Genomic DNA, 3,785 nt, shown 5'->3' on the forward strand with positions numbered 1-3,785 from the left:
TCGCCCGGTGAGTGTGTCGCTCGCGCGCAGGGCGGTGACGGTGCCCTCGAACTGGATCTCGCCACCTTTCGTACCGGCGCCGGGCCCGAGATCGACGACGTGGTCGGCGATCGCGATCGTCTCGGGCTTGTGCTCGACGACAAGCACGGTGTTGCCTTTGTCGCGCAGCCGCACCAACAGGTCGTTCATGCGTTGGATGTCGTGGGGGTGCAGCCCCACCGTCGGTTCGTCGAAGACGTAGGTGACGTCGGTGAGGCTCGAGCCGAGGTGCCGGATCATCTTGGTGCGCTGCGCTTCGCCGCCGGAGAGCGTTCCCGATGGACGGTCGAGGCTCAGGTAGCCGAGCCCGATCTCGACGAACGAGTCGAGGGTCTGCTGAAGGTTCTCCAGCAGCGGCCCGATGTGCGTCGCCTCGAGGCCGCGTACCCACGCGGCGAGGTCGTTGATCTGCATGCGGCAGGCGTCGGCGATGCTGATGCCGGCGATCTTCGACGACCGAGCGGCGGCGCTCAGCCGGGTGCCTTCGCACTCGGGACACGCGGTGAAGGTGACGGCACGCTCCACGAACGCGCGGATGTGCGGCTGAAGCGCTTCGACGTCTTTGGAGAGGAACGACTTCTGAACCTGCGGAATGAGTCCGGTGAAGGTCATGTTGATGCCGGCGAGTTTGACCTTGGTCGCCTCTTTGTAGAGGAAGTCGTGCCTCTCTTCGGCGGTGAAGTCCTTGATCGGCTTGTCGGCCGGGACGAGGCCCGACTCCAAGAAGAGGCGCACCGCCCAGCCTTCGGCGTTGTAGCCGGGGATCGTCAGCGCGCCCTCGGTGAGCGACTTGGTCTCGTCGAAGAGCTGGGTGAGATCGATGTCGCTCACGTTGCCCATGCCGTCGCAGCTCGGGCACATGCCGCCGGTGATCGTGAATTCGCGGTCGATCGTCGTGCCGCTCGCGGTTTCGACGGTCGCCGACCCGGTGCCGGTGACGGAGGCGACATTGAACGAGAAGGCCTGCGGGGAACCGATGTGCGGCTCACCCATGCGGCTGAACAGGATGCGCAACATCGCGTTGGCGTCGGTGGCGGTGCCGACGGTCGAGCGCACGTTCGCGCCCATCCGCTCCTGGTCGACGATGATCGCCGTCGTCAGTCCGTCGAGGACGTCGACATCCGGTCGCCCGGGGCTCGGCATGAAGCCCTGCACGAACGCGGGATAGGTCTCGTTGATCAGCCGTTGGGACTCGGCGGCGATCGTGCTGAAGACGAGGCTCGACTTGCCCGAACCCGACACCCCGGTGAACACCGTCAGCCGACGTTTGGGGATCTCGAGACTGATGTTCTTGAGGTTGTTCTCGCGAGCACCGATGACGCGGATGAGGTCGTGGCTGTCGGCGGCATGCGGAGGCGTCGGCATGCCCCCACGGTACCGGCGACCGCGGACAGTCGGTTCTTGAAAACCGCTGGATCCGGGCCGCCGGTAGGGGTCGGTGAGTCGGTGCCGCTCCGGGTGCCGCTCCGGGTGCCGCTCAGTGGGTCAGGTCGTAGATGTGGTCGCCCTGGGCTTGGATGAAGGCCGGGAACATCGTTCCGTCGACCGGGGTGGCCGTGATGTAGAGGCCCTCTTCCAGCAGCATGGCCGACTCCGTCGTCGTGATGGAGCCGGAGTGGAAGATGAGGTTGCGACCGCCGACCCCGTAGCCGGAGGTGCCGAAGCGTGCCACCCAGTCAGCGATGATCGTGGCGCGTTGCGACTCCGAGATCGGCGTGACCGAGAACTGGATGTAGTTCTTCGTCTTACTCACGTGCCACGCGCAGACCGTGCCGCGGTTCGCCGTGATGATGCCGGAGATCACTGCCGAATGCGTGCCGTCGTCGGTCGGCGTAACGCCGGAGAGGTAGGCCCCGAACAGGCTCGGTGCGTCGGGGGAGAGGAGCCCCTTGCAGTCCGGAAGCTTGACGGTCGGCACTGTCGTGTCGAGCTTGAAGAGCTCGGCAATCGGCGTGTGCGGGGATGGGTACGCGATCGTGGCGTGGTCGTCTTCGGGCGGCGGCGCGGCGGCGGCCGGCCCGACGGTGACGCCCATGAGGAGCGCGGCGCCCGTCAGTGCGGTGCCGAGCTGGATGAGGCGAGTGCGGTGAGAGGTACGCATCGGTTGCTCCGTTCGGTGAGCCGCAGCGCATGTGCCGCGGTCACTCACGCGACGTGTGACGGGCTTCCGAAGGTTGACGAAATCTCGAAACCCGGCTACGGAGGGTCGGTTCCGAGGGCTCCCACGGTGCGAGCCGGTCGCGATCGATGTCGGCGGCCGGTCGGGGAGATCCAGTCGATGGTGCCGTCGGGGTGGATCGCCTCGATCCGCCAGCGCGTCTCGTGTTTGAGGGTGTGGTGGCCGCGACAGAGGTGCCCGAGGTTGTCGTCATCCGTCGCGCCGCCCTCCGCCCAGGCACGTTTGTGGTCGACGTCGCTCGCCGCGGTGCGACGGAAGCATCCGACGAACCGACAGCGGCCGTCGCGGACGGCGAGCCAGAGGCGCAGGTCTTCGGTCACGCGATAGCGGGTGCGACCGAGGGCGAGGATCGCGTCGTCGCGGGGGTCGGTGAACATCCGGCGGAGCACGGGTGCTTCAGCCGTCAGTTCGCGTGCGGTCTCGGCGTCGATCGGGCCGTAGCCGAGGAGCTCTGCGGACTCTTCGGACTTGCCCATGAGCACCGAGATCGGAACCGTCACGACGACGGTGGGCTTGGCATCACCGAACCGGCGGGATGCGAGCGTGTCGCGGTCGAGCAACACGTCGCCGAGCGCGTCGGCGCGCAGCTGCGCGATGGTGCGATCTTCGCCCGTACGGTCGGCGCCGAGTCGGGCTAGCCCGCGCGCGAGGTCGTCGAGTCGGCTGTCGATCGCGAGGGCTTCGGCCGCCGGAAGATGCGCAACGAGCCAGGCCATGCCGTCACGTGCGGGCTGGCAGGTGACCTGGCGACCCTCTCGTGCGCGGCGATGCCGGTCGACTGCCTGGTCGGCATCCCGGGTCTCGCGCAGACGCCTCACCGCCCGCTGAAACGACGCCACCGACTGATCGGCGGCGTCGAGCATGTGCCGCTCGATCTCGTCGCGCTCGTGGTCGTCAAGGCCGCCGAGTTCGTCGACGAGGATGCTGGCCTGACGAGGTGTGATGCGCCCGTCGGCGAGGGCGGCGCGGGTGGCCGGCAGGTAGCGGGCGAGAATCTCGGCCTCACCGATGAGGTTCTCGGCACCACGTTCCGAAATGCGGAGCGCGGTCGCCAGTTCGGCGCGGAACTCCCGCTCGGCGAGCGCGTGAGGCGTCGGACCGATCTGAGTGGTGTGCGCGAACTCGATCAGCTCCAACTTCGCGGCAGTCATGGATGCGATCATCCGGTCGGCGGCGACGATCGCCTCGATCACCCCGGCATCCGCCCTCATCCGCTCGTCGACGAGCGCGAAATCGCCCGTCGGAGTCTCGTCGCGGAAGCTGACCATGGTCATAGACAAGCGGCAACCACCGACATTGGATCACGTCGCGTTGGCTCCCGCGCGAGGTCGGCTAGAGTAGGAGGCCGTGCCGGACTCTTCCCCAAAGGGGGCGGCGCATGCCACGGGCTGTGGCGCAGCTTGGTAGCGCACCTGACTGGGGGTCAGGGGGTCGCAGGTTCAAATCCTGTCAGCCCGACATTGTCCTGTCTCAGGACATAGGAAACCCTCGAACATATTAGTTCGGGGGTTTCCTTCTTTTCTGGGGGCCCTTCGGGCGGCCGGTGGGCTGGTAGTCGCGACTGGTG

Annotated in this window: 2 protein-coding genes, 1 tRNA gene and 1 pseudogene; 1 reads left to right on the forward strand and 3 read right to left on the reverse strand. The window is 67.3% G+C overall.

Annotation, left to right across the window (positions count from 1 at the left end; translation table 11 throughout):
* The 3 genes and pseudogenes from RMO30_RS11770 to RMO30_RS11780 form a co-directional block, all read right to left on the reverse strand.
* Positions 1–1,404, reverse strand: a pseudogene (locus tag RMO30_RS11770) (excinuclease ABC subunit UvrA); the annotation flags it as partial.
* Positions 1,405–1,516: 112 nt separating this feature from the next.
* On the reverse strand, positions 1,517–2,140 hold the full coding sequence (locus RMO30_RS11775) for a hypothetical protein (RefSeq protein WP_309713675.1): 624 nt from the start codon (positions 2,138–2,140) through the stop codon (positions 1,517–1,519).
* 95 nt (positions 2,141–2,235) lie between these two features.
* Positions 2,236–3,492 carry a DUF222 domain-containing protein gene (locus RMO30_RS11780; RefSeq protein ID WP_309713678.1) on the reverse strand — a complete coding sequence of 419 codons (1,257 nt, stop codon included), beginning with the start codon at positions 3,490–3,492 and terminating at the stop codon, positions 2,236–2,238.
* A gap of 110 nt (positions 3,493–3,602) precedes the next feature.
* On the opposite strand from RMO30_RS11780, the gene RMO30_RS11785 reads away from it, so the two are divergent.
* Positions 3,603–3,676 (forward strand) — tRNA-Pro (locus tag RMO30_RS11785).
* Positions 3,677–3,785: the final 109 nt, after the last annotated feature.

It is taken from the genome of Pseudolysinimonas sp. (assembly GCF_031389465.1).
Taxonomy (GTDB): Bacteria; Actinomycetota; Actinomycetes; order Actinomycetales; family Microbacteriaceae; genus Pseudolysinimonas_A.

Excerpts from the sequence above, each read along its gene's own strand:
- RMO30_RS11780 (WP_309713678.1), bottom strand. The coding sequence starts at position 3,492 with ATGACCATGGTCAGCTTCCGCGACGAGACTCCGACGGGCGATTTCGCG.
- RMO30_RS11775 (WP_309713675.1), bottom strand. The coding sequence starts at position 2,140 with ATGCGTACCTCTCACCGCACTCGCCTCATCCAGCTCGGCACCGCACTG.